This is a genomic window from Plantactinospora sp. B6F1, from assembly GCF_040120695.1.
Taxonomy (GTDB): domain Bacteria; phylum Actinomycetota; class Actinomycetes; order Mycobacteriales; family Micromonosporaceae; genus Plantactinospora.
Genome location: NZ_JBEEAC010000043.1, coordinates 24,166 through 49,010 on the forward strand (window position 1 = coordinate 24,166; position 24,845 = coordinate 49,010).

At 72.3% G+C, this 24,845-nt stretch carries 19 protein-coding genes and 1 pseudogene; 10 read left to right on the forward strand and 10 right to left on the reverse strand.

Annotated features, from left to right (window positions below; genetic code table 11):
- Nucleotides 1-62: 62 nt before the first annotated feature.
- A complete protein-coding gene (locus ABNF97_RS30975; RefSeq protein WP_165436862.1) occupies nucleotides 63-2,210 on the forward strand; it encodes a tetratricopeptide repeat protein in 2,148 nt (715 codons plus the stop codon).
- A gap of 437 nt (nucleotides 2,211-2,647) precedes the next feature.
- On the opposite strand, the gene ABNF97_RS30980 is transcribed toward ABNF97_RS30975, so the two are convergent.
- Nucleotides 2,648-3,784, reverse strand: a complete 1,137-nt coding sequence (locus ABNF97_RS30980) for a hypothetical protein (protein ID WP_349340678.1) — start codon at nucleotides 3,782-3,784, stop codon at nucleotides 2,648-2,650.
- 534 nt (nucleotides 3,785-4,318) lie between these two features.
- Here ABNF97_RS30980 and ABNF97_RS34385 point away from each other — a divergent pair.
- Both ABNF97_RS34385 and ABNF97_RS30990 read left to right on the forward strand, forming a co-directional pair.
- Nucleotides 4,319-4,723, forward strand: a pseudogene (locus ABNF97_RS34385) (AfsR/SARP family transcriptional regulator); the annotation flags it as partial.
- Nucleotides 4,724-4,744: 21 nt separating this feature from the next.
- Nucleotides 4,745-7,060, forward strand: coding sequence for an ATP-binding protein (locus tag ABNF97_RS30990; protein WP_349340680.1), 2,316 nt, complete (start codon nucleotides 4,745-4,747; stop codon nucleotides 7,058-7,060).
- On the opposite strand, the gene ABNF97_RS30995 is transcribed toward ABNF97_RS30990, so the two are convergent.
- Together ABNF97_RS30995 and ABNF97_RS31000 are read right to left on the reverse strand one after the other, a co-directional pair.
- Nucleotides 6,985-8,355 carry an FAD-dependent oxidoreductase gene (locus ABNF97_RS30995; protein WP_130464773.1) on the reverse strand — a complete coding sequence of 457 codons (1,371 nt, stop codon included), beginning with the start codon at nucleotides 8,353-8,355 and terminating at the stop codon, nucleotides 6,985-6,987. The genes ABNF97_RS30990 and ABNF97_RS30995 overlap by 76 nt on opposite strands.
- On the reverse strand, nucleotides 8,348-9,508 hold the full coding sequence (locus ABNF97_RS31000; protein ID WP_130466280.1) for a carboxylate-amine ligase: 1,161 nt from the start codon (nucleotides 9,506-9,508) through the stop codon (nucleotides 8,348-8,350). The genes ABNF97_RS30995 and ABNF97_RS31000 overlap by 8 nt, the downstream gene beginning before the upstream one ends.
- A gap of 285 nt (nucleotides 9,509-9,793) precedes the next feature.
- On the opposite strand from ABNF97_RS31000, the gene ABNF97_RS31005 reads away from it, so the two are divergent.
- On the forward strand, nucleotides 9,794-11,230 hold the full coding sequence (locus tag ABNF97_RS31005; RefSeq protein ID WP_349340681.1) for a carbohydrate-binding protein: 1,437 nt from the start codon (nucleotides 9,794-9,796) through the stop codon (nucleotides 11,228-11,230).
- Between the two features lie 83 nt (nucleotides 11,231-11,313).
- Here the strand turns inward: ABNF97_RS31005 and ABNF97_RS31010 are convergent, their stop codons facing one another.
- A complete protein-coding gene (locus ABNF97_RS31010; protein WP_349340682.1) occupies nucleotides 11,314-11,976 on the reverse strand; it encodes a DedA family protein in 663 nt (220 codons plus the stop codon).
- 228 nt (nucleotides 11,977-12,204) lie between these two features.
- On the opposite strand from ABNF97_RS31010, the gene ABNF97_RS31015 reads away from it, so the two are divergent.
- Nucleotides 12,205-13,860 (forward strand): alpha-amylase family glycosyl hydrolase, encoded by a 1,656-nt coding sequence (locus tag ABNF97_RS31015; RefSeq protein ID WP_130464770.1) that lies wholly within the window; start codon nucleotides 12,205-12,207, stop codon nucleotides 13,858-13,860.
- 26 nt (nucleotides 13,861-13,886) lie between these two features.
- On the opposite strand, the gene ABNF97_RS31020 is transcribed toward ABNF97_RS31015, so the two are convergent.
- Nucleotides 13,887-14,330: a hypothetical protein gene (locus tag ABNF97_RS31020; RefSeq protein ID WP_349340683.1), complete on the reverse strand. Its 444-nt coding sequence runs from the start codon at nucleotides 14,328-14,330 to the stop codon at nucleotides 13,887-13,889.
- A complete protein-coding gene (locus ABNF97_RS31025; RefSeq protein WP_130464769.1) occupies nucleotides 14,323-14,721 on the reverse strand; it encodes a hypothetical protein in 399 nt (132 codons plus the stop codon). The genes ABNF97_RS31020 and ABNF97_RS31025 overlap by 8 nt, the downstream gene beginning before the upstream one ends.
- A gap of 180 nt (nucleotides 14,722-14,901) precedes the next feature.
- On the opposite strand from ABNF97_RS31025, the gene ABNF97_RS31030 reads away from it, so the two are divergent.
- Nucleotides 14,902-15,630 carry a hypothetical protein gene (locus tag ABNF97_RS31030; RefSeq protein ID WP_349340685.1) on the forward strand — a complete coding sequence of 243 codons (729 nt, stop codon included), beginning with the start codon at nucleotides 14,902-14,904 and terminating at the stop codon, nucleotides 15,628-15,630.
- Nucleotides 15,631-15,699: 69 nt separating this feature from the next.
- A complete protein-coding gene (locus tag ABNF97_RS31035; RefSeq protein ID WP_130464767.1) occupies nucleotides 15,700-16,605 on the forward strand; it encodes a Gfo/Idh/MocA family oxidoreductase in 906 nt (301 codons plus the stop codon).
- Between the two features lie 101 nt (nucleotides 16,606-16,706).
- On the opposite strand, the gene ABNF97_RS31040 is transcribed toward ABNF97_RS31035, so the two are convergent.
- Nucleotides 16,707-18,251 carry a hypothetical protein gene (locus ABNF97_RS31040; RefSeq protein ID WP_349340686.1) on the reverse strand — a complete coding sequence of 515 codons (1,545 nt, stop codon included), beginning with the start codon at nucleotides 18,249-18,251 and terminating at the stop codon, nucleotides 16,707-16,709.
- A complete protein-coding gene (locus tag ABNF97_RS31045) occupies nucleotides 18,236-19,030 on the reverse strand; it encodes an ABC transporter ATP-binding protein (RefSeq protein WP_349340687.1) in 795 nt (264 codons plus the stop codon). Before ABNF97_RS31045 ends, ABNF97_RS31040 begins: the two co-directional genes overlap by 16 nt.
- Before the next feature lie 133 nt (nucleotides 19,031-19,163).
- On the opposite strand from ABNF97_RS31045, the gene ABNF97_RS31050 reads away from it, so the two are divergent.
- Together ABNF97_RS31050 and ABNF97_RS31055 are read left to right on the forward strand one after the other, a co-directional pair.
- Nucleotides 19,164-21,092: a sensor histidine kinase gene (locus ABNF97_RS31050; protein ID WP_349340688.1), complete on the forward strand. Its 1,929-nt coding sequence runs from the start codon at nucleotides 19,164-19,166 to the stop codon at nucleotides 21,090-21,092.
- Nucleotides 21,056-21,712 carry a response regulator gene (locus ABNF97_RS31055; protein WP_130464764.1) on the forward strand — a complete coding sequence of 219 codons (657 nt, stop codon included), beginning with the start codon at nucleotides 21,056-21,058 and terminating at the stop codon, nucleotides 21,710-21,712. Before ABNF97_RS31050 ends, ABNF97_RS31055 begins: the two co-directional genes overlap by 37 nt.
- Before the next feature lie 19 nt (nucleotides 21,713-21,731).
- Here ABNF97_RS31055 and ABNF97_RS31060 read toward each other — a convergent pair whose 3' ends face one another.
- Nucleotides 21,732-21,923, reverse strand: coding sequence for a DUF2795 domain-containing protein (locus tag ABNF97_RS31060; RefSeq protein WP_130464763.1), 192 nt, complete (start codon nucleotides 21,921-21,923; stop codon nucleotides 21,732-21,734).
- Nucleotides 21,924-21,997: 74 nt separating this feature from the next.
- Between ABNF97_RS31060 and ABNF97_RS31065 the strand changes: the two genes are divergently transcribed.
- Nucleotides 21,998-23,329 (forward strand): erythromycin esterase family protein, encoded by a 1,332-nt coding sequence (locus tag ABNF97_RS31065; protein WP_130464762.1) that lies wholly within the window; start codon nucleotides 21,998-22,000, stop codon nucleotides 23,327-23,329.
- A gap of 86 nt (nucleotides 23,330-23,415) precedes the next feature.
- Here the strand turns inward: ABNF97_RS31065 and ABNF97_RS31070 are convergent, their stop codons facing one another.
- The gene (locus ABNF97_RS31070) at nucleotides 23,416-24,675 is read right to left on the reverse strand and encodes a bifunctional helix-turn-helix transcriptional regulator/GNAT family N-acetyltransferase (RefSeq protein WP_349340689.1); all 1,260 of its coding nucleotides are present in this window, start codon (nucleotides 24,673-24,675) and stop codon (nucleotides 23,416-23,418) included.
- Nucleotides 24,676-24,845: the final 170 nt, after the last annotated feature.

Consider the following 24,845-nt stretch of genomic DNA (forward strand, 5'->3'; position numbering starts at 1 on the left):
TACCCCCAATTCCGCGTCAGCTCCCGGTTTCGACCCCGAACTTCGTCGGCAGGAAGCGGGAGATGGCCGAACTTGATGAAATTCTGGGCGGTGATGTCCCTGGGCTCGCGGTCCTCAGTGGTCCCGGCGGTGTCGGCAAGACGGCATTGGCCGTGCGCTGGGCAGAAAAGGCGCGGAACAGCTTTCCTGACGGACAACTCCATGTCGATCTGAACGGGTTCGGTGAGGGTGAGCCGGTCGATCCGAGCGAAGCCCTGGGCGAACTTCTCCGGGCGCTGGGCAGCCCGCCGGAGCGGGTCCCGGTGACGCTCGCCGAGCGGCGGTCGCTGTACCGGTCGGCGACCGCCCGGCGGGCCGTCCTGGTACTCCTGGACAGCGCGCGCTCGACTGCCCAGGTCCGGGCACTGCTACCCGCCGGGCGCTCGAAGGTACTGGTGACCAGCCGGGCCCGCCTGGTCGGGCTGGTCGCCGACGGCGGTCGACTCATCGAGCTGAGTCCGCTTCGCCCGGCGGAGTCCGTTCTGCTCCTGTCCCGGGCGGCCGGGCCGGATCGGATCGACCGGGAGCCGGCCGAGGCGGCTCGACTTGCCGAGATCTGTGCCGGACTGCCGATAGCCCTCTGCGTCGCCGCCGCGCGACTGGCCGCTCGGCCACGCCTGTCCGTGCGCCGGATGACGCTGGACCTTGCCTCCGAGACGCACCGGTTACGTCAGCTGTCCTCCGTGGACGGACTCTCGGTGCAGGCGATCTTCGACATCTCCTACCGATCCCTGCCGGTCGAGGCTGCTGCGGTCTACCGGCGGATGGCATTGCATCCGGGCCCGGAGTTCGGCATCGGTGCCGTTGCGGCGGTGCTGCCGGTACCCGCCCTGGGAGACACCAGCCCGGAGGATGCCGCCGAACCGCCCAACAGACCGGGCGGGCCCGACGATCCGGGTCCCGAGCGGTCCGACGGATCCGCCTGCCGGGACGAGCCCGAGGGACCTGCCGGGGCGGACCTGGTCGAGGCGTTGTTGGCAGCGAGCCTGCTGGAAGAGGTCGCCGAGGACCGTTTCCGCTACCACGACCTGATGCGGCTGCACGCGCGGCAGAAGGCAGAGACGGACGAGCCGGAGCCGGAACGCCGAATCGTGCTCCGCAGGCTGCTCGAGTGGTACCTCGCCGCCGCGGCTCGGGCCGACCTGGTACTGACCCCCTACCGTCGCCGGCTCCCGTACGACTTCGTCGGGAGCCCCGCCGAGCTGCCCCGGTTTCCGGACCGGCGGTCGGCGTTGGCGTGGCTGGACCGGGAACGGGCCAACCTCTTCACGGCGGGACGCACGGCCCTGCGGTGCGGCTACGCCAGGCTGGCCTGGCAGCTCTCCGACGTGGTGTGGCCACTCCTGCTGTACCGGAAGCACTATGTCGACCGCTTGGAGGTCGACCGGTGCGGTGTCGAGGCCGCCCGTTCCTGCGGCGACCCCTGGGCCGAGGCGGTGATGCTCGAGCGGTTGGGGCGGCTGCTGCGCAAGTTCGGTGACCACGAGGCCGCGCAGCGGCACCTCCGGGATGCCATCGAGCGCTACCGGGAGGCTGGTGACCTCCGGGGCTGCCTCGATGCCGAGGCCGGCCTGGCCACCCTTTACCGCGAGTCGGGCAGGCCGGCGGAAGCGGTGGAACTCCTCGTCCGGCTGGTCCGGGACAACCGGGCCTTCGGCAACGACCGGAGCATCGGGCTCACCTTGATCAACCTGGGAACCCTGCTCGCCGAGGTGGGCAGGCCCGACGAGGCGATCGGATTTCTGCGCGAGGCGGAGTGCATCTTCGCCGAGCTGACCTCGGTCGACCCGTACAACGGCGCCCGGGTGCTGATCGCCCTGGCCGGCGCGCTGTTCAGTACCGGGGATCTGGCCGGCGCGGATCGGGCCGCGACCGAGGGGGCCCGGCGGATGCGCGAGCTCGGCTCCGAATACGAGTACGCGGAGGCTCTCGGCAAGCTCGGACGGGTCGCGCGGCGGCGGGGGGACTCCACCGCCGCGCGGGAGCACTACCAGCGGGCGCGGGAGATTTTTCTGCGGCTGGATTCGTCACGAGTGGTTGACGTCGACCGGCACCTGTCCGAGTTGGCCGGCAGCCCGGGTGGGAACGGTCCGACGTCGCCGCCGGGACCAGCGGACGGTCCGGGTGTGCAGCCGGAACCCGGCGGTCGCGGCCAGAGCCCGCCCGGCTGAACCGGTCAGGTCGACGCCGAGCGACCAGTGTGTGTAGATCCAGCTGGCGACCTGCTCGATACGTCCCGCCGCGAGTACGTCCGAGTCCCCATCCCGGTCGCCGCCATGCGGTGCGGTGCGGCGTGACCGGTCGACCGAGACGGTCAGCAGCAGGCCGTCGCGCAGCCCGGCGGCGAGGCGGCGCCCGGACGGGGACGGCCGCCCGTCCCAGGTCTCGACGTGGCCGGCGCCGTCGGGCAGACCGCCGGACGCGGTGCCGACTCCGCCGGGCAGGAACAGGACCAGCGTCAGCCCCGGGTACCGGCCGAAGAGGTACGTGCAGCGGTCCGCGAGGACCTGCCGGTCTGCGACCGCGACCAGTACGTCCGCCAGCCCAGCCTGTCGGGGTGCTACCCCGGACGGGCCCATCCACCCGATCACCGGCTCCGGCGCCCCGTTCACGCCGGGTGCTCCGGGCGGAGCCGGGGCTCCGGTACCGGTGCCGGCCGGCGATGCCGGCCCGGTTCGGGGAGCCGCAGCAGCCGGTACATGGCCTGCCGGAGCAGGGAGTTCGCCCGGCCCGGCCGGGAGGTGAGTCGGGCCGCCACCGCCACCGGGTCGATGGGACGTACCACGCGGAGCTGGTCGAGCAGCGGCCGGTGCGGGTCGAGCCGGTCGGTGCCGGCGATCACCGCCGCCTGGGCCGAGCCTTCGGTCACGGCGGCCAGGCCGGGCGTGAGGTGCAGGATGTTGCGACCCAGCGCCGCCGCGTACGTGGTTACCGAGCCGTGATCGCCGATGACATGATCGGCGGCCACGACCAGGCTGCGCCAGTCGTCCTCCGGGTCGGGCAGGATCAGCCCGGCCTCGCGGCAGCTCCGCAGCCAGGCGCGGACCTGCCGGTGGCCGTGCGCGGACCACACCGCCGGATGCAACAGTGCCGCGACCCGGAACCGTTGCGGAGGGAGCTGGTCCATCACCAGCGGCAGTAGGTCCGGCCAGTTGCCGAAGAGGCCCGTCCGGCCCCAGGTCGAAGTCACCACCACGAACTCCCGGTCGTCGATGCCGAGCGCCCGGCGGTACCGGCTCCGCTCGGGCAGGCTCGCGACGAGCCGGTCGAAGCACGGGTCGCCGGCGACCACCGCCACCGGCACCGCCTCCGGGCACTGCCGTCGCAGGATCTCGAGTTCGTGTTCGGTGGCGAGCGCGATCGAGGACGGCAGTACCTCGCCGTTGCGGGTCAGCCGTTGCGGGTCGAGCCCGTACACCGGTGCCGTTGCCAACGCTGGCCCGCGCTGGCCGGACGGTCGGGTCGGCTTGCCGTGTCCGGCCCCGTGCGCCATCAGCAGCACGGGTGCGTGCAGATCGGCCAGGCCGCCGTACGCGGCGGTGAGCGCGAGGTCGAACCTCTCCCGGATGGCCTGCTGCCAGGGCAGCACGAGCGCGCCGATCTGGTGCAGGCGCCGGGTCACGCCCCGGTTGAACGCGTCCGGCGGGACGGTGAAGACCGTCTGGATCCGGGAATCCTCCTCCAACAACTCGACGGCATCCAGCAGTCGATGACAGCTGACAATGGTGTGTGCGACGATCAACACTTCACGGCAGCCATTTCTGGTAACCCATTGTGGTGCCTCGATTCCAATGGGCACCCGTGACCATTCATGGGTATTCATCTCATCCTCCCCTTCGTCTCGTCGTAGACGATGGGAGAGTCGGTGACAATGTTGCCGGTCGGCTTGCAGGACGGCTTGCAGCCGGCTTGCAGCGTCCACATAGCGGAATGTCGGAAGTTTGACGATGGGAATAGGGCTTGGTCGTCGAAGTGGTCGGGAAGAAACTGATGAAGGGTAAGTCGGTCCGACGGAGGGACGACGCCCGTGGAGTTCGTGATACTCGGCCCCACAGCGTTGCGCGTCGGCGGCCACCTCGTGTCGCTGGGTGCGGCGAAACAACGTGGTCTACTGGCGCTGCTGCTCTATCACAAGGGTTCCCCGGTGTCCGTCGACGTGATCGTCGATCACCTGTGGGGAAACCGGCCGGTCGATGCCTGTCGAGGAAACCTGCACGCCCTGGTCAGCCGCGCTCGTGCCGTGCTGAGGTCGGCCGGTCTGCCGGACGCTCTCGTCCGGATGCCGGGCGAGGCGTACCGGCTCGGCGTCGATCCGGAACTGGTCGACTACCACCGATTCCGTCGCCTGGTCGAGACCGCCCGCGCCGCTGCCGACGAGGGCGATCACGAAAGGTCCGTCGCACTGTTGTGCACGGCGGTCGATCTGTGGCGGGGTCAGCCACTCGCCGATCTTCGAAGCGCCCGATCCGAACACATCCGCCGGGCCATGAGGGAGGGATTTCTTGCGGCGCACAAGCTGCTCGCCGAGAGCCATGGCCGAATTGGCCGTTACGACGCGGTGCTCAGTCGGCTTGAACCGCTGCTGTTGACCTACGACGTCGATCAGACCCTGGCACGGTATTGGATCACCGCCCTCTACGCGAGCGGGCGCGAGGATGAGGGCCGGCGGTTCTCGATCGATTTCCGTCAGCGATACCGACGGAAGATGCGGACCGAGCCGACAATTGATCTGCCGGCACTACGCATGCGCAATCAACCCGTGCGCGCCGTACCCACCGGGCGGGACCCCGACGAGCCGGCGGCGTTCAGCCCGCCGCGACAGCTACCCGCCGACATCCCCGACTTCACCGGCCACCGCCCGGTGTTGGCCGAACTCGACGCGGCCGCGCGGACCCCGGCGGCCGGCGGCCGGGTCGTCGTGGTGAACGGCATGCCGGGAGTGGGCAAGACGACCCTGGTGCTGCACTGGGCGCACCGGCACCGTGACCGCTTCCCGGACGGGCAGCTCTACCTCAACGCCGACGCCTACGGACCGACGCTGCCGGTGTCCCCGGAGGACGCCCTGGGACGGTTCCTGCGCGCGCTGGGCGTCCCGGCCGACCGTGTCCCCACCGGAGGTGAGCAGCGCCGCGAGCGGTTCACCCAACTTCTCGCCGGCCGGCAGATGCTCATCATCCTGGACAACGTCCGCAACTCCGACCAGGTCCGCCCGCTGCTTCCCGCCGCCGAGGGCTGCGTGACCGTGGTGACCAGTCGCAACCGGCTGATGAGCCTGACCATCCGGCAGGGCATCCGCAGCATCACGGTGCCGCCGCTTCCCGACGACGACCGCCGTACCCTGCTGAGCCGGGTGATCGGCACGGACCGGGCCGGAGGTGAACCCGGACCGGTGGAGACGCTGGCACAGTTCTCCGATGGACTGCCACTCGCACTGAGGATCATGGGCGAGCAGATCACCGCCCGCCCTCGTGCCAGCATCGCGGACCTCGTCGACGAGTTGTGGGGCCGGCTGCTGGACTTCCCGGAGGACGATGAGGAAGACGTCAGGCTGAGTACGGTCTTTGCCTGGTCGTACAACGAACTCGACCCGCCGGCGAGCCGGCTGTTCCGCCTGCTGGGTCTGCACCCCGGCCGGAACGTCAGTCCAGCGGCCGCCGCCGCGCTGGTCGGCATCGAGCCCAGGCAGGCGGAGCGGCTGCTCGACGCGCTTGCCAAGCGCCACCTGGTCAACCACGACACCGCCCGCCGGTACCAACTGCATGACCTGCTGCGACGCTACGCTGCGCACCGGGCCGAGCAGGACGAGCCCGCCGAGTGCCGCCGGGCCGCGCTGCGGCGACTGCTCGACTGGTACCTGCTGTCGGCGGTCGACGCCGCCCGGGTGCTGACCCCGCACCGACGCCGGGTGCCGGACCTGCCAATCGGCGAGAAGGTCGAGCCGCTGCGGTTCGACAGCGACGGCGAGGCCCAGCGCTGGTGCGAGGCGGAGCGCGCGAACCTGGCCGCGGTGGTACGGGCGGCGGCGGACCAGGGGTTCCACCGGCACGCATGGCAGATCCCGGGTGCGGTGCACGAGGCGTTCGGTCGGTACGGGCGCCAGGACGACGTCCTGGTCATGCACCAGATCGCGCTGACGGCCGCCGAGGCGGACGGGCACCGGATCGGGCAGATCGGTACGCTGAACAATCTCGGCGGGACCTATTTCGTGCTCCACGACTACCATCGGGCGGCAAGCGCCTTCCAGGCCGGGCTGCAACTGGCCCAGGAGATCGGTACGGGCGGTCCGATCGACGTCTGCTCGCACAACCTGGCGAACGTCTACCTCAAGACCGGCGAGGTCCGCACGGCGATCGGCATCTTCGAACGGGTGCTGGCCGGCTGCCGGGAGAGCACAAACCTGCTCGGCCAGGCGGCTACGCTGCACCGGTTGGGTGACGCGCACCAGCAACTGCGCCGGTACGACCGGGCCGCCGCCTGCTACGAGGAGGCGTTGGCGATCCGGGAGGATCTGGGGACGTGGCGTGACCAGGCGATGACCCACGAGCGGCTTGCGGCGCTGTGGCTGGACACCGGCAGGCCGGAGGAGGCGCTGCGCCGCTGCGAACTGGCGCTGGCGATCCAGGCGCGGGGCCGGGACGATACCACTCGCTGTGACATTCTGATCACCGCTGCCGACGCCGAGCGCGTACTCGGCCGCCACGCGGCCGCGCTGGAGCGGGCGTCCGCGGCGATTGCGCTCAGTACCGCGATCGCGGACTCGCGACGCCGGGCGGCCGGACTGGCGGTGCTGGCGGACACCTTCCGGGCCCGCGGGGACCGGAAGGCCGCGTACGATTACTGTCTGCAAGCGCTGGCGATCATCGGCGAACTCACCGGACCCAACGTGGATCCCGTGCTGGACCGACTCCTGAGGATCGAAAACGCTGTGACACCGGAACCGCCGGCTCAGCGGATCAACTCGACCGCCTTGCGGGCGGCGACCAGCACCGGATCCCAGACCGGGGCGTACGGCGGCGCGTAGCCGAGATCGAGCCCGGCCATCTCGTCCACGGTCATCCGGTTCCACAGCGCCACCGCCAGCACGTCGATCCGTTTCGCCGCCTCGGAACGGCCGACGATCTGGGCGCCGAGCAGCCGCCCGCTGCGCCGTTCGACGATCAGCTTCACCGTCATCATCTTCGTCCCGGGGTAGTAGCCGGCCCGGTTCATCGACTCCACCAGTACGGTGACGAACTCGAAGCCGGCCGCCGCCGCCTCGTCCTCGCGCAGCCCGGTACGCCCCACCTCCAGGTCGCAGACCCGGGTGACGGCGGTGCCGACGATTCCGGCGAAGGTGGCGTAGCCGCCGCCGATGTTGATCCCGGCGACCCGGCCCTGCTTGTTGGCGTGGGTGCCGAGCGGCACGAATACCGCCTGGCCGGAGACCCGGTGCACCGACTCGACACAGTCGCCCGCCGCCCAGACCCCGGGGGTGTCGACCACCCGCATCCGCAGGTCCACCCGGATCCCGCCGGTCGGGCCGAGCGGCAGGCCGGCCCGGGCCGCGAGCGCGGTGTTCGGGCGTACCCCGAGACCCAGCACCACGACGTCGGCCGGCAGCGTGCCGGCGTCGGTGACCACGGCGGTGACCCGGCCGTCCCGGGTCTCCAGCCCGGTCACGCGGACCCCGTTGCGCACCTCGAGGCCCAGCCCACACAGCGCGCGACGGACCAGGGCGCCCATGTCCGGGTCGACCGTCGACATCGGCTCGGGGCCCCGCTCGATCAGGCTGACCGACAGGCCGCGCTTGATCATCGCCTCGGCCATCTCGACGCCGATGTAGCCGCCGCCGACCACCACCGCCCGGCGCGGCGCCGGATCTCCGTCCAGCCAGTCGATCAGCGCCGCGCCGTCGTCCAGGGTCTGCACCCCGAACACCCCGGCCGCGTCGGTGCGGGCCCAGTCCGGGGTGACGGGTACCGCGCCGGCCGCGTACATCAACTGGTCGAAGCCCTCCCGGACCTCGCGCCCGCCGCGCGCGAGATCCCGGGCCACCACCTCACGCCGGTCCAGGTCGATGTCGACCACCTCGTGCCGGAGGCGTACGTCGACCTGGAAGTCCCTGCGGAACGTGGCCGGATCCCGGCTGACGAGCTGGTCCACGTCGTCGACCACCCCACCCACCCAGTACGGGATGCCGCAGGCCGAGTACGACGTGAAGTTGCCGCGCTCGAACGCCACGATCTCCAGTTCCGAGGCGTCCCGGCGGCGGCGGGCCTGGGACGCGGCGGACATCCCCGCCGCGTCGGCGCCCACCACCACCAGCTTCTCAGGCATGGCCGGCGCTGCCCCGGGTACGTCGGACCAGATCGTCCAGCACGTCGGAGATCTCGTGCCGCCCCGCGTAGGCGGCCCGCTGCCGGGCGGCGCCGGTGCCGTGTGCCTGCAACCGGCTCAGCAGCTCGGTGACCACCGGCAGGTCCCCGTGCCGTTCGAGCGCCGGTCGGAGTCGGTGGAAGAGCCGGCGCATCAGGTGCCAGGCCGGCCGCAGACCGCCGTCGACCGGGTCCACGGCCAGCCCTTCGAGTCCGTCGTGTGCCGCCCGCCAGTGCGCCGCCACCAGCATGTGGTGCGGCACCCGGGGCGCCGGCAGCCCGGCCGCGATGTCGGCCAGCGCGGTGTCGACAAGCGCCCGGACCAGGGCCGCGATCAGGATGGTGTCGTCCAGGCCCGGGCAGACGTCGCCGATCCGGATCTCCACCGTCGGATACCTCGACGAGAGCCGGGCGTACCAGTAGAGCATGCCCTCGTCGAGCATCATCCCGGTGCCGATCAGATCGTCGACCAGGCTCTCGTAGTGCGCGTGCGACTCCAGCCACGGAGTCGGCGCCACCGACGGCCAGCGCTCCCAGAGCACCGAGCGCCAGCTGGCGTACCCGGTGTCCCGGCCCTGGTAGAAGGGCGAGTTCGCGGTGGCGGCGTGCAGGATCGGCAGCGCCGGGCGGAGGTGGTTGAGCACCTGCACCCCGATCTCCGGCTCGGGCACCCCGACGTGCACGTGCATGCCGTTCACCCCGGGGGACGGGACCATCAACCCGAACTGCTCGATCATCCGGTGGAACCGTGGGTTCTCCACCAGCGGCGGCATCGGGCCGTCGACCGGGCCGGTGCCGACCGCGACCAGGCGTACCCCGGCCGCCTCCGCCGCGTCGGCCAGCCCGGTACGCAGCAGCCCGAGCGAGTGCCGCAGTGCGCTCAGCTCCAGGCCGGGCGGGGTGCCGATCTCGATCTGGCTGGTCTGGAACTCGTGCTGTACCTGCCCGCGCAACTCGTCCGGCACCTCGGCGAGTACCGCTTCCACGGCGGGTGCCGCCGCGCCGGTCACCGGGTCGACGAGGAGGAACTCCTCCTCGACCCCGACCGTCAGGGGGTCGGGTCCGGCTTCCGGTACGGGTCTTGCGGGCGCGGCCGTCTCATCGACCATCACCATCACCATCACCGCCGTCACTCGCTCGGCACAGCGTCGCTGGCGCGACCGGTAGCTCATTACCCTCAGTGTCGATGCCGGAAAACTCCCTGGGGGCACCGATCGCGGCATCCGCCCCCCACCGATCGCGGCATCCAGGTGTTGCGGCGCGGCAGGGCATCGACAAGTGTTGACATGTGGGGGCCCGGGACGTACAACTCCTGAGAGAGCGCTCTCTCAGCTCCGACCCCCACGTAGGGGCCCGCCACTACGTAGGGCACCCCCCGTCCCCTGTAGAGAGGCCCGCACATGAACACCATCCGGGTCGCCCGGCCGGACTCCGCCGGCCGGAACACCAGACGCCGCCTCGCCCTGCTGGTCGCCGCGTCCACCCTGCTCGCCGCCGCCCTCGGCACGGTGACCGTGACGGCCCGCGCCGCCATTCCACCGCCGGCCTCCGGCTGGAGCCTGGTCTGGGGCGACGACTTCACCGGCGCGGCCAACACGCTGCCCTCGTCGACGAACTGGATCATCGACACCGGCACCAGCTATCCCGGCGGCCCGGCGAACTGGGGCACCGGCGAGATCCAGACCTACACCAACAGCACCGCCAACGTCAGCCACGACGGCAGCGGCAACCTGCGGATCACCCCGGTCCGCAACGCCTCCGGCCAGTGGACCTCGTCCCGGATCGAGACCGTCCGCAGCAACTTCAAACCGCCGGCCGGCGGGGTGCTGGCGATCGAGGGGCGGATCCAGATGCCGAACGTGACCGGCGCGGCGGCGGCCGGCTACTGGCCGGCGTTCTGGGCGCTCGGCGCGCCGTACCGGGGCAACTACCAGAACTGGCCGGGGATCGGCGAGTTCGACGTGATGGAGAACGTCAACGGGATCAACTCGGTCTGGGGCGTACTGCACTGCGGCGTCGCGCCCGGCGGGCCGTGCAACGAGTTCAACGGCATCGGTGCCCAGCGCGCCTGCCCCGGCTCGACCTGCCAGTCGGCGTTCCACACCTACCGGTTCGAGTGGGACGCCTCGGTCAGCCCGCAGCAACTGCGCTGGTACGTCGACGGCCAGCACTACCACACCGTGACGCAGTCCCAGGTCGGCTCGTACTGGTCACAGATGACCGACCACGCCGGCTACTTCCTGCTGCTCAACGTCGCGATGGGTGGCTCGTTCCCGAACGGCGTGGCCGGTGGCACCACCCCGACCTCCGCGACCGTCTCCGGCCGGCCGATGCTGGTCGACTACGTCGCCGTGTACAGCCGGGGCGGTGGCGGCAACCCGACCAACCCGCCGACGACCCCGCCGCCGACCACGCCGCCGCCGGGCGGCACGGTGAGCGCGTACTCGACGATCCAGGCCGAGGCGTACCAGGGGCAGCAGGGTGTCGGGGTCGAGACGTGCAGCGAGGGCGGCCAGAACATCGGCTGGCTGGCCAACGGTGACTGGGTCCGGTACGACCGGGTCGACTTCGGGTCGACGCCGCCCCGGGACTTCGTGGCCCGGCTCGCCTCCGGCGCGGGCGGCGGGGTGAGCGGTCTGGTGCAGGTCCGGGTGGACAGTCCGACCGGTCCGGTGCTGGGCAGCCTCGCCGTCGGCAACACCGGCGGCTGGCAGAGCTGGCAGTCGATTCCCGGCAACGTCTCGGCGGTGACCGGGGTACGCACGGTCTATCTGACCTTCAGCAGCGGCCAGCCGGCGGACTTCGCCAACCTCAACTGGTTCACCTTCCGCCACTGAGGTGCGAGGAAGGGCCCCCCGCTACCACAGAAAGCGACAAGCGTGGGCCCTTCCCTGCACCTGCCGGGTACGGCGCCGGGCGGTCAGCGCGGGCTGGCGGGCTGGCCCCGGTGCGAGCGCCGACGCAGCTTCTTGACCACCCACAGCCCGATCATGACCGCGAAGACGGCCAGCAGCGCATAGTCGAAGTAGCTGGCGTACCTGTCGATCTGCTGCCAACGGGACCCGAGACCGTAGCCGAGGCCGACGAAGACCGTGTTCCAGATGCCGCTGCCCAGCGTGGTGAGGATCAGAAACCGGCTCACCGGCATCCGGTCGGCGCCGGCCGGAATCGAGACCAGGCTGCGGAACACCGGAATCATCCGGCCGAAGAACACCGCCCAGGAGCCGTACCGTTCGAACCAGCGGTCGGCCCGGTTCAGATCGTCGGTGTCCACCAGCGGGACCCGGTCCAGCCAGCGCTTGAGCCGGTCCTCGCCGAGCGCCGCGCCGAGCCAGTAGAGCAGTACGGCGCCGAGCACCGAGCCGGCGGTGGCGGAGATCACCACCAGGACCACGTTCATCCGGCCCTCGCCGGCCAGGTAGCCGGCCATCGCCAGCACCAGCTCGCTCGGCACCGGCGGGATGACGTTCTCCAGCGCGACCAGCAGACCCACCCCGGGTACACCCATCGCGTCGATCACCCCGGCTATCCAGCCGGTCAGGCCGCCGAGTTGCGTCGGGTCCACGTCCTGGGCGAGGGCCACCGCGCACCCACTCCTTCGTCGGCTCGTAGGTCGGTTCGGCGGAAAGCCCCGGAGATCCAGGGACGAGCCCGGGGAGGAGGTCTGCTTTACCCCGTGATCGCCCCGGTTACACCGTCGAGTCGCTCACCGCGGATCCAGGGGAACCGCTCACCGCGGATCCACGAGAATCCTGCGGGTGTGGTCGACCTCCGGTTTGCCGGTCCGGCCGATCGGAAAAGAGCTTCGGCTATGAGGGACCGGTGGTATGCCAAGGCTGTCGTCTACTGCCTGGACATCGACACGTACGCCGACTCGGACGGTGACGGGGTCGGCGACATCAAGGGGCTGATCGGCCGCCTCGACTATCTGGCCCGGCTCGGCGTGACCTGTCTCTGGCTGCACCCGATCCACCCCTCGCCGCATCGGGACGACGGCTACGACGCCACCGACTTCTACGGTGTCGACCCGAAACTCGGCACCCTCGGGGACTTCGCGGAGTTGCTGCACCAGGCCGCCAACCGGGGCATCCGGGTCATCATCGACCTCGTCGTGAACCACACCTCCGACCAGCACCCGTGGTTCCAGTCCGCTCGGTCGTCGCCGGACTCGCCGTACCGGGACTGGTACGTCTGGTCGGACGAGGCGCCACCGGACCGGCGCCAGGGCATGGTCTTCCCGGGCGAACAGGAGGAGACCTGGAGCTACGACCGGACCGCCAGGGCCTGGTTCTACCACCGCTTCTACCGCTTCCAGCCGGACCTCAACTTCGGCAACCCGGCGGTACGGGCGGAGATCAAGAAGATCATGTCGTTCTGGCTCCAGCTCGGTGTGTCCGGGTTCCGGCTCGACGCGGCGCCGTTCATCATCGAGCTGACCGAGCCGGGCAACCCGGACTCGCCCAAGGACTTCGAGTTCCTCACCGAGCTGCGCCAGCATGTCCAGTGGCGCCAGGCCGACGCGCTGCTGCTGGCCGAGGCGAACGTGGAACCGGCGGACCTCGTGCACTACTTCGGCGACAGCGGCGGCTCCGCGAACCGGCTGCACATGCTCTTCGACTTCATGCTGAACGGCCGGCTGATGCTCGCGCTGGCCCGGCAGGACCCGGAGCAGATCATCGACGCGCTGCGCGACACCCCGGCGCTGCCGGCCGGTGCCCAGTGGGCCACCTTCCTGCGCAACCACGACGAGATCGACCTGTCCCGGCTCACCGCCAAGCAGCGGGCCCAGGTCTACGAGCAGTTCGGCCCGGACGAGAGCATGCGGATCTACGACCGGGGCATCCGGCGACGGCTCGCCCCGATGCTCGGCAACGACCGGCGCCGGATCGAGCTGGCGTACGCCCTCCAGTTCTCGCTGCGCGGCACGCCGGTGCTCCGCTACGGCGAGGAGATCGGGATGGGGGAGGACCTCTCGCTGCCGGGCCGGGAGTCGATCCGTACCCCGATGCAGTGGTCGGGTAAGCCGAACGCCGGCTTCTCCACCGCGCCCGCCGACAGGCTGGTCCGGCCGGTGATCGACAGCGGCGAGTACGGCTACGAGCGGGTCAACGTCACCGCGCAACGGCACGACCCGAAATCCCTGCTGGCCTGGTTCGAGCGGATGATCCGTACCCTGCGGGAGGCACCCGAGGTCGGCTCCGGCTCGTGCACGCACGTCGACCAGGAGATGCCGCCCGGCGTCCTGGCGCACCGCGCAGACGGGCTCACCGGCTGCATGCTCTTCCTGCACAACCTCGGCGCTCGGCCGGCCGTGGTCAACCTGGGTGCGCTCCTGCCGGAGGCGGACATGCCGATCGACGTACTCGCCGACCGGGAGTACCCGCCGGTGGGCAAGCTCGACGCGCTGGAACTGGCCGGGTACGGCTACCGCTGGATCCGGCTGTACCGCTCCGACGCGGTCGAGTGACCACTGCCGTCAGGTGACCACTGCCGTCAGCTGCTCCGGGCGGTTCGGGTGCGGCGCAGCCAGAGCAGGCCGAGCACCGGCAGCACCAGCGGGACGTAGCCGTAGCCGCCGCCGAAGTCCGACCAGACGGTGTCGTCCGGGAAGAGCGCCGGATCGAACAGGCTCAACGCCCCGACGCTGAGCACCCCGACGAGTTCCACGGTGCAGCAGACCAGTGCGGTGCGGCGTCCGACCCGGTCACCGCGGGCCAGCCCGACGGTGGCCACGATGTAGATCACCGCGGCGAGCGCGGAGAGCAGGTACGCGACCGGGGCCTCGTCGAACTTGGTGATGATCTGCACCCCGGCCCGGCAGCTCGCGGCGATCGCGAAGAGGATGTAGACCGCGACCAGCGCCCGCCCCGGACCGCTGTTGATCCGCCTGCGCGGCGTGCCGGAGGTCGTCGGCTCGGTGGCCACCGGCTCAGCCACCGGGGATCTGCCAGGTCTGTTGCAGGCGCAGCACGACCACCGGGATCACCAGGCAGACGACGGTGACGATCACCGAGCCCCAGCGGGTCGGTTCCATCCGGGCCAGCACGCCGGCCAGCGGCGGCAGGCAGACCAGGGTGATCAGGTAACCGGCGAAGGTGCCGGCCTCGGCGGGCTGCTCGCCGCCGATCCAGGCGGCCACCGCCGCGGCGGCGAGCGCCAGCAGCACCAGCTCCAGCACGGCCAGGCCGGCGAGGTGGGAGACGTCCGGCGGCCGGTTGCGCATGGTCGTCACCAGGCTCCAGCCGGCGAGTACCAGCGAGAGCACGATCGAGGACGTGACCAGGAAGTCGTTCACCGGCCGGCCCCGGGGTGAACGCCGGTGCGGGATGGCAGCGCGGCGGCGCGGGACCGGTCTCTGCTCACCGCCGCAGTCTACTAACCGGCGTAGTAGGCCCTTGGTCCGGGTCGGCCCGGTGCGCCGGGGGTTGGGCGATCATGGTGGGAATATCAGCACCTTCTATGATTGGCGACACCCCCGACCCCGCCACCTCACCGGGAGCCCCGCCGCGTGGACCTGTCCGGCATCGACGCGCTCTCCGCGCTGCTGATCGCCGGTGGTGTGGTGCTCTTCTCCCTCCTCGTCCTCGCCGTGGTCGCGGACCGGCCGAGGACCCCGCGCCCCGACCCGGAGCGGCTGCGCGCCGCCGTCGAGGAGTTGGAGGCGTACGCGGTGGCGACCCAGACCGAGGCCGGCCGGGCCGCCGCGATCGCCGCCGCCGCCCGGGTGTCGCTGGCCGAGGCGGAACGGCACCGGGACGAGGCGTGGGCGCACCAGGAGGCGGCCGAGCGGGAGTACGACCGGGCCTGGCAGGCGGTACTCGCCGGCCGGGAGGCGGCGGCCGGCGCACCGACCGGCGGTTCCGGTCCCGACCCGGAACGGGACCGCGCGGTGGCCCGGGCGGCCCTGGCGGCGTACCGGCGCGGCGACCTCTCGCTGTCGCAACTGCGCGAGGTGTTCCGGCGTACCGGGAACTGGGACCCGGCGCAGGAGGAGCGGGAACGGCGACTCGACCTCGCCCGGATGTGCCTGGCCGAGGCGCGCCGGGGGTACGACCGGGCTGCCGCCCGGGCCCGGCGTGCCGAGCAGGAGGCCCGGACCGCCGAGGCCGCCGCCTGGGAACTGCTCTCCGAGGCGAACCGGTCGGTCGCCGAGGCGCGGGAGGCGTACCACACGATTCAGCGGTTCAACCAGCGGCACGGCCGTGACCGGCGGCGACGGAAGCGGCGGGCCGGCTAGGTCGGCCGGGACCGCCCCGGTGTGCTAGGAAGAACTCCCTGCTCAAAGCGGCGCGAAGAGGGGACTGGCGTGCTCACGTTCGGACTGTTCGGCACCGGTCACTGGGCGGCGGAGGTGCACGCGGCCGCGCTCGCCGGGCATCCCCGGGCCCGCCTCGCCGGAGTCTGGGGCCGGGACCCGGCCAAGGCCGAAGCCCTGGCCGACCGGTACGGCGTGCCGGCCTACCGCGACGCCGACGCGCTGATCGAGGCAGTGCAGGCGGTGGCCGTGGCGCTGCCGCCGGACGTCCAGGCTGATCTGGCGGTGCGGGCCGCCACCGCCGGCCGGCACCTGCTGCTGGACAAGCCGCTGGCGCTGAGCCTGCCGGACGCCGACCGGGTGGTGGCGGCCGCCGCGCAGAGCGGGGTCGCCTCGGTGGTCTTCTTCACCAACCGCTTCCATCCGGCCATCTCCACCTTCCTGGCCGGCGCGGCGGCGACCGGGGGCTGGCACGGTGCCCGGGGCGTGCACCACGCGTCGATCTTCCAGCCCGGGAACCCGTACGGCGGATCGGCGTGGCGGCGGGCCCACGGCGCGCTCTGGGACGTCGGCCCGCACGCGCTCTCCCTGATCCTGCCGGTGCTCGGCCAGGTGACCCGGGTCGCCGCGATGGGCGGGCCCCGCAACAGCGTGCACCTGACGCTGGCGCACGGCGAGACCGCGACCAGCAGCGTGTCGCTGGCCCTGGACGCCCCGCCGGCCTCGACCACCGTCGAGTTCGCCTTCTACGGCGAGGACGGCATCACGGTGGTGCCGGACCGGACCGGCCCTCCGGTGGACGCGCTCCGGCTGGCGATCGAACAGCTCTGCACCGAGGTCGACAGCGGCACCCGCGACCACCAGTGCGACGTGCGGTTCGGCCGGGACGTGGTGACGGTGCTCGCCGCCGCGCAGACCGCCCGCGAACAGGGCAGGACCGTCACTCTGCCCTCCTGACCGCGAGTTCGCCGGTCTGGCCGGGCCGAGGCGTTGCTGCGGTAGTCCCGGGTTCGGGCCGCCCCGTGCCAACCCGAACCCGGGACTCGCCGGGCGGCTGCTCAGGCCCTGCCGACCCGGGCCAGCAACTCCGGGCCGCCAGCCGCCAGCCGCCGGTGGGCGAGCCGCCCCAGCACCCAGCCGAGCAGCAGCCCGCTGAGCACCCCGACCGGGGTCGCGGACCAGAGCATGGTCGAGTCGCCGGCCCGGGTGCCCTGGTAGAGCAGCCAGGCGGTCGGTGCGGCGGCCACCGCGAGCAGCCCGAGCATCAGCCAGACCAGTCCGCCGACCGGACCGCCGTCCTCACCCGGGTTGCCGCCCCGGCGGTGCGGGTCCGCCATCCGGACCGGCACCAGCACCGAGACCAGCACCACCAGTCCGGAACCGGCGCCGAGCACCACCGGCAGCAGCCCGGCCACCCAGGGCAGGGTCCACCAGTGCACGGCGCCGACCAGGCCGGCGAGGGTGAGCAGCACCGCCGGCGGCGCGACGACGAGCAGCCAGGCGACCTGCCGGGCGCGTACGTCGATCCGCTCCGTACCGGGCGCCATCAGGGTCATCCACAACGCGGTGCCGTCGGAGCTGTACAGGTGTGCCGAGGAGGAGGCGATCATGATCGCTACCACCAGCCCGGCCAGCGGCAGCAGGTCGCTGATCCGGATCACCAACGGCATCAGCACGAAGACCAGCCCGTAGACCAGGGCGAAGCTGAGGTAGTGGATCCGGACCAGATCCCGCCACCAGGTACGCAGTTCCTTGCCGAGTACGGCGTGGAACGCGGAGCCCGGCGGCCGGGAACTCGTACGCCGGGCGACCCTGGAGACCGGGGCGGCGGCGGGGCGGTCCAGGAGACAGGCCCAGGCGAGCAGGACCAGCGCGGCGAGTACGGCCAGCCCGGCGAGGGCGGCGGCCACCAGCGCCCAGTCGCCCCGGTGCGCCGACTCGACGGCGACGACCGGCCAGCCGGACGGCAGGATCCGCAGCGTTCGGGCGGCGGCGGACGGGAGCCCGTCGGCGAACGGCCGGGCGCTGCCGCCGAGCGCGACGAAGACGACCCAGCACTGCGCCATCCCGGCGGTGAGCACCGCCCAGGGCAGCGCGCTCAGTGCCGCACTCGGCCGGCTGCCCAGTACCGCGCCGAGGGTCGCCACCACCAGTCGGGCGAGCGCCACCAGCAGGAGTACCAGCAGGATCACGGCCGGCACCCCGACCAGCGCCGGTACGACGCCGAGCCGGGCGCCGTACGCCACCAGGGCGGTCGAGGCGATCAGGGTGACGGCCGGGCCGACCCCGGTCAGGGCGGCGCCGTAGAGCCCGAGGATCAGGTCGCGGCGGCGTACCGGAAGCAGTGTCAGGTGTTCGCGGCGGATGCCCAGGTCCCCGCCGCCGCCCAGCGCCGGCCCGGCCAGCCAGCCGACCAGGGCGCCGGCCAGGGTGAGGCCCAGCAGGTCGCCGGCCCGGGCCGGGGTGCCCCGGGTGGCGAGCCAGAACATGCCGACCGCTCCGGCCAGCCCGCAGAGCGCCCCGAACCCGATGCTGTAGCCCTGGGTGCCGGCGAACGACCGGCGCAGCAGCGTGAGCCGCAGGTCGATCAGGACGCCAACCATGACAGCTCCTCCCCGCTCGGCACCGGGGCGCCGACCAACTCGACGAACCTCTCCTCCAGGCTCCGGTCACCCCGGACCTCGGCGAGCGGTCCGGCCGTGACCACCCGTCCCCGGTGCATCACCCCGACCGAGTCACAGACCTGCTCGACCAGCGCCATCACGTGGCTGGAGAGCACCACCGAGCCGCCACCGGCGACGAACCGGCGCAGGATCGCCCGGATGGACGCCGCCGAGACCGGGTCGACCGCCTCGAACGGCTCGTCCAGGACGAGTAGTCGGGGCGCGTGCAGCAGCGCGGTGGCCAGGCCGATCTTCTTGCGCATCCCGGCGGAGTAGCCGAGTACCAGGGTCCGCTCGGCCCGCTCCAGGTCGAGCACCCGCAGCAGCTCGTCGATCCGCCCGGCCAGCACGTCCGCCGGCATCCCCCGAAGCCGCCCGAAGTAGCCAAGCAGTTCCCGGCCGGTGAGCCGCTCCGGGAAGGCCAGCCCGTCCGGCAGTACCCCGACCTGGCGCTTGGCCTCCATCGGGTCCTGCCAGACGTCCACACCGAAGATCTCGGCGCGGCCCGCGTCCGGGCGGAGCAGCCCGACCGCCATCGACAGGCTGGTGGTCTTGCCGGCACCGTTCGGGCCGACGAGGCCGAAGAACGAGCCGGCCGGCACGGTCAGCTCCACGGAGTCGACGGCGGTGGTGTGGCCGAACCGCTTGGTCAGCCCGGTGAGCCGCAGCGCGGCCGACCCGGCGGCCCGCTCGGCCGGCCGGGAGGAGTTGTCGTTCATAGCAGGAACTGTAGGAATGCCCGGCGATGGCCAGTATGGGGCCGGATGCCGACCCGGGGTGTAGCTAACCCCACCCCCGCCCGGCGCGTTCCGGCACTGCCGCCGCCGACCGGAAGAGGCCAGACTTGATCGCATGACAACCAGAGCGGTACGCGCCGCCGGGCTCGCCCTGCTGCACGGGGCGGCGCTGGCCGGGCTCGGCCTGGCCGGGGCGGTGTCGCTCCTGGTGCACCTGGTCTTCTTCCTGCCGGGGTTCGGGCTCGGGCTGATCTTCCTGCTGCCGGTGCCGATCCTGGCCGGGCGGCGGCACACCGATCTGGTACGGCGGGTGGCCGGGGCCGGCGCCGCGCCGCTCGGCTCGCCGTACCGGCCCCGGCCGGCGCCGCCGCGGCCGGAGGCGGACGGGCGCTATCTGCACGACAACCGGCTCTACCGGCGGCCCTGGGTGCCGGCGTTCCTCCGCCGGCTGGACTGGCTGCTCGGGGATTCGGCCACCTTCCGCGACCTCGGCTGGATGACCCTCACCCCGGCGGTCGGGCTGCTCCTCGGCGGCCTGCCGGTCGGGCTGGTCGCCGCCGGTGCCTGGTATGCGGCCAGCAACGCCGCCCGGCACTGGTGGGCGGTACCGGCCGGGCTCGCCGTCGCCGCCGCCGGCCTGGCCGTGGCGCCCTGGCTGCGTACCCTGCACCTGGGGTGGACCCGCTGGTGGCTGGCGCCGACCGATCGCCAGCCCGGCCGCCTCCGCGTCTGGTACGGCCGCCAACTCATGCTGCTGCTCCGGCTGCTCTGCCTGCTCGGGCTGAGCCTGGCCGCCCTGCCGCTGGCCGTGCTCTCCGCCGTCGCCCTGCTGTTGACCTACGGGCTGGGGATCGTGGTGGTGCTGCCACCGGTGATCCAGAACATCCGCTGGCTGCCGGACCTGCGCCGCCGGCTGGCCGGGCGGTGGAGCGGGGTGCCGGTGGAGTCGCCGTACCTGCCCCGGCCGGGGATGCCGGACCGGCGGCCGGACGGCCGCTACCAGGTCGGGAACCACCTGTACCAGACCGAGCGGTGGGCGGCCTCCAACCTGCGACTGCGCTGGCTCACCCGGGATCCGGCGAGCTGGCGGGACTTCGGCTGGCTGCTGCTCGACCCGTTCGTCGGCGGGCTCTCCCTGGCCGCCCCGCTCGCCGCGATCGGCTACGGGATCTTCGGCCTGGCCCTGCCGCGGTTCTGGATGCTGGTCGGGCTGCGGACCGACGGCGGCACCGACTGGTACGCCTCGGTCGCCGGCTCCGAGGCGGCGGCGATCCCGGTCGGGTTGGCCCTGACCACGCTCGGCCTGCTGGCCGCCCCGGCGGTGCTGCGGCGCAACGGCCGGTGGGTCGCGCTGCTGCTCGCCCCGACCGCGAAGGCCCGGCTGGCGCTGCGGGTCCAGCGGCTCACCGAGACCCGGGCCGACGCCACCGAGAGCCAGGCGGCCGAGCTGCGCCGGATCGAACGCGACCTGCACGACGGCGCCCAGGCCCGGCTGGTGGCGATGGGGATCAACCTCGGCAACGTCGAGTACCTGATGGACCGGGATCCGCAGGCCGCCCGCGCGCTGCTGGCCGAGGCGCGGCAGGCGTCCGCGCAGGCGCTCACCGAACTGCGCGACCTGGTCCGGGGCATCCATCCACCGGTACTCGCCGAGCGCGGGCTGGTCGACGCGGTCCGGGCACTCGCCCTGGACCTCCCCGTCCGGACCGACGTCACCGTCGACCTGCCGGGCCGGCCGGAGCCGCCGATCGAGTCGGCGGCGTACTTCGCGGTGAGCGAACTGCTCACCAACGCGGTGAAGCACGCCAGATCCGCCCGGATCACCGTCGATCTCGGGTACGCCGACGGCCGGCTGCGGATCGTGGTCGCCGACGACGGGCGGGGCGGCGCGGACGAGACGGGGGGCAGCGGACTGCGCGGCATTGTCCGCCGGCTCGGTACATTCGACGGGGTCGTCGACCTGAGCAGCCCGCCGGGAGGCCCGACGACGGTGAAGCTGGAGGTGCCGTGCGCGTTGTCCTCGCCGAGGACCTCTATCTCCTGAGAGACGGCCTTTCCCGGATGCTGACCGCGCACGGCTTCGAGGTGGTGGCGGCGGTGGAGACCGGTCCGGAGCTGCTGGCGGCGTTGCTGGAGCTGCGTCCCGACGTGGCCGTGGTGGACGTACGCCTGCCGCCCACCCAGACCGACGAAGGGCTCCAGGCGGCGCTGGCGGCCCGCCGGGAGGTGCCCGGCCTGCCGGTGCTGGTCCTCTCCCAGCATGTGGAGCAGCTCTACGCCCGGGAACTGCTCGCCGACGGCACCGGCGGGGTCGGCTACCTGCTCAAGGACCGGGTCTTCAACGCGGAGCAGTTCGTCGACGCGGTACGCCGGGTGGCCGGCGGCGGTATGGCGATGGACCCGGACGTGATCGCCAAGCTGGTCGCCCGGAGCAGCCGGGACGCCCCGATGGCCCGGCTGACCCCACGGGAGCGGGAGGTGCTGGAGCTGATGGCGGAGGGGCGCTCGAACAGCGCCATCGGGCAGCGGCTCTTCCTCAGCGAGAGCGCGGTCGGCAAGCACACCGCCAGCATCTTCGGCAAGCTCGACCTGGCACCGTCGGACGACGACAACCGCCGGGTGCTGGCGGTGTTGGCATACCTGAACGGCGCTGCCGGCGCCTGAACCGTTGTTTCACAGCGGGTCAGGAGACTTCGATGATCGCGTCGCCGATCTCGGTGGGGGTCTCGAACTGCTCGACCGGCAGCGACTGGAGCAACCTGAGGGTCTGGGTGTCGACCCCGGTCTCCTGGGCCCAGCGGACCAGGTCCTCCTTTGACACCGGGTAGTCCAGTCCGGCGAGCGACTCCTGGAACTGGATCGCGTTGGCTCGCATACCCGGTCGATTACCCGGTCGTTCCCCCGCCACACCACGGGTTTACCGTCCCGGGCCGTGGGGTAGCCGCGCCCATGCAGGTTCACCGGCTCGGGGCACCGGACGACTTCGATCCGCTGCTGGAACGGATCGGCTCGGCTCGGGTGGTGATGCTCGGCGAGGCGAGCCACGGCACGTACGACTACTACCGGCTGCGCGAGCAGGTGACCCGGCGGCTGATCGCCGAGTGCGGCTTCTCGTTCGTCGCGGTGGAGGGCGACTGGCCGGACTGCGACCTGGTGCACCGCTCGGTGACCGGTGCACCGGGCGGCGACGACGATCCGCAGCGCGCGCTGGAGCGGTTCCAGCGATGGCCGACCTGGATGTGGGCGAACGCCGAGGTGGCCCGCTTCTGCCGGTGGCTGCGGGCGTGGAACCTGGACCGGGCGGACGATCTGCGGGTGGGCTTCCACGGGCTCGACGTCTACAGCCTGTGGGACTCGATGCAGGCGATCCTGGACTACCTGGGCGAGGAGGACCCGGCGTCGCTGGAGGCCGCCCAGGAGGCGTACCGGTGCTTCGAGCCGTACGGCAGCCGGATCGAGGAGTACGGGCTGGCCAGCCGGTTCGTCTCGGCCCGGTGTGAGGACGAGGTGGTGCGGCTGTTGGCGCGTACCCGGGAACGGGCCGCCGCCGACGGTGCCGACGCCTTCTCGGCCTGGCAGAACGCGGCGGTGGTGGCCGGCGCGGAGCGGTACTACCGGGCGATGGTCGGCGGCGGCCCGCAGTCCTGGAACGTCCGGGACAGCCACATGATCGACACCCTCGACCGGCTGCTCGACCGCTACGGCCCGCGGGCCCGGGCGGTGGTCTGGGCGCACAACACGCACGTCGGCGACGCCCGGGCCACCGACATGGCCACCGGCGGGATGGTCAACATCGGCCACCTGGCGAGGGAGCGCTACGGCACCGACGACGTGGTGCTGGTCGGCTTCGGCAGCTACCAGGGCAGTGTGGTCGCCGCCAACCGGTGGGGTGCGCCGGCCGAGGTGCTGACCGTGCCGGCGGCCCGGGCCGGCTCGGTCGAGGAGCGGCTGCACCACCTGCTCCCCGAGCGGGCCCTGCTGGTCTTCGACCCCGCCACTCGGGGCGCTGCGCGCCGGGGCGCGGCCGACCGGGGCGCTGCGCGCCGGGGCGCGGCCGACGGGGGCGCGGCCGACCGGCCGGACTGGCTGGTCGAGGAGGCCGACCACCGGGCGATCGGAGTGGTCTACGACCCGTCGTTCGAGGCGTGGGGCAACTACGTGCCGACCCGGCTCGGCGACCGTTACGACGCCTTCATCTGGTGCGACCACACCACCGCCCTACACCCGCTGCCCGCATCACCGGCCCCCGGCGAACTGGAAACCTACCCCTCCGGGGTCTGACACCTTCCGCTGCCGAGACGGGAGGCACTACTTCACGGAAGGAGTGCCTACAGCGCGCGGCGAGCCCACTCTTTCCCTGAAGTAGGTCACCGGTAGGGGATTTCCTCGACGGTGCTGGTGCCGGAGCCGGTGCGGGATTCCCAGGACCAGGTTTCGTGGAGGCGGAGGCGGCCGTCGGGCAGCATCGAGATCCGGCTGTGGCAGTGGCCGGTGGAGGTTTCGCCGGCGGTGTTCAGCTGCACGTAGCGGAAGTCGAGGGTGTCGCCGTCCCGGGTGCCGACCAGGTGGCCGCGCCGGACACTGCCCCCGGAGTACGCCGCCGAGATCTCTCCGTCGCGCTCCCGGTAGTCGAAGGCGGTTTCGGCGCCGACCTCGCCGCCGTCGACCTCGGCCACCGCGCGGAACCGCCGGCCGTCCAGCGAGGGCGGTGAGCCTCCGGGTACGCCCCCGGCGACCGTCCGCTCGAAACAGACCTGGTTGTACGGGCTGTCGCCGTACGCCGGGATCTCCCGGTAGCCGGCCGAGCGGTAGAGCGCCGCCGCCTCGGGCAGCGATCGGTGGGTGCCCAGCCGCACGGTGTGCAGGCCACGGGTCACCGCCTGCCGTTCCAACTCGGCGAGGAGCCGGCGGCCGAGCCCCAGGCCGCGGGCGTCGCCGTGCACCCACAGGTGGCAGAGTTCCGCGACGCCCGGCCCAAGGGTCCGGATCCCGCCGCAGCCGACCGGGCGCCCCTGCTCGTGGGCGACCAGGAACGCGCCGCCGGTCCCGCCGAGTTCGGCCGGGTCTGCCAGGGCCCGGCTGTCGTATCCCTCGGGGAACCGGTGCGACAGTTCGGCGGCGTACCCGGTCAGGCACTCGCGGGCGGCGGCCGAGTCGGCCCCCATGCCCTCGATTGTGACGGTGGCCAGCCGGAGCAGTCGGCGGGTGCGCCGCTGGGCCGCGATCAGCTCCGCCCGCTGCGTGCCGGTGAGCGGCGCCAGCAGTTCGGCGGCGGCGGCGGTCGACCGCCGGTCCAGCTCGGCGAGTTCGGCGGTGCCGGCGGCGGTCAGCTCGGCGATCCGGACCCGACCGTCCGTCTCGGCTGTCCGGAGCTGGACCAGGCCCTGCCCTTCGAGGGAGCGGAGCGACCGGCTGAGGTAGCCGGAGTCCCAGCCGAGCCGGCCGCGCAGGTCGCGGAGGGCCGCCCCCGCGCCGATCTCGTAGAGCAGCCGCGCCTCGCTGAGCGGCCGGTCCTGCCCGAGATAGCGGTCGGTGAGCAGCCCGATCCGCTGGGAGTAGTAGCGGTTGAAGTCGCGGAGCGACCGCGCCTGTTCGGTCATCGCCCCCTGCGCGGGCATCCCGGTCATTCCTCTGACTATAGTCAGAGATCCCGGCGCAACAGCTCTCCTGCACTGCGCGACGTCGGCGACGCCCACCATGTGGATGGCCATCAAGATTCTTGGAGACCTACGGTTCCCTACGAACCACAGGTCATCAAGAATCTTGCGACACCTCACCTCGGTGAGGTGCGGGCGGG